The following is a 584-nucleotide window of genomic DNA, read 5'->3' as shown; positions in this document are numbered from 1 at the left end:
GATCATGACCGTGCGGATGCCCATCGCGCGCAGTTCCTCGAAGCGCTCGCGCAGGCCGTCCTTCACGATGTCCTTGAGGTGCACCACGCCGAGGACGCGACCGTCGGCACCGGGCGTCTTCACGGCGACCACGAGCGGGGTGCCGCCGCTCTCGGCCACGGCATCCGCGCGCGTCGTGAGCTCGACGTCGTCGCCGTCGAGCCCGAGCCAGGCCCGCACCGCGGAGCCGGCGCCCTTGCGGATCTGCGTGCCGTCGGCGAGGTCGAGGCCCGACATGCGCGTCTGCGCCGTGAACGGCACGACCACCGCGTCCTCCGGTGCGGCCACCCGGATGTCGTTCGCGGCGGCGAGTTCGACGATCGAGGCGCCCTCGGGGGTGGGGTCTGCAAGCGACGACAGTGCGGCGACGTGCAGCAACTCCTCGCCGTCGACACCCGGGAGGGCGAGCACCTCGTGGGCGCGGCGGTTGCCGTAGGTGATGGTGCCGGTCTTGTCGAGCAGCAGGGTGGTGACATCTCCTGCCGCCTCGACCGCGCGCCCCGACATCGCGAGCACGTTGCGCTGCACGAGGCGGTCCATGCCGG

1 protein-coding gene is annotated in these 584 nt (G+C 72.4%); it reads right to left on the bottom strand.

The genetic code is table 11. The features are described from left to right. On the bottom strand, positions 1–584 hold a 584-nt coding region (locus L687_RS0120745; RefSeq protein WP_031206710.1), incomplete at both ends, for an HAD family hydrolase.

This window comes from Microbacterium maritypicum MF109 (assembly GCF_000455825.1).
Taxonomy (GTDB): Bacteria; Actinomycetota; Actinomycetes; order Actinomycetales; family Microbacteriaceae; genus Microbacterium; species Microbacterium maritypicum_A.
Note: the sequence above shows the minus strand (reverse complement) of the source record. Positions and strands in the feature narration are given on the sequence as shown.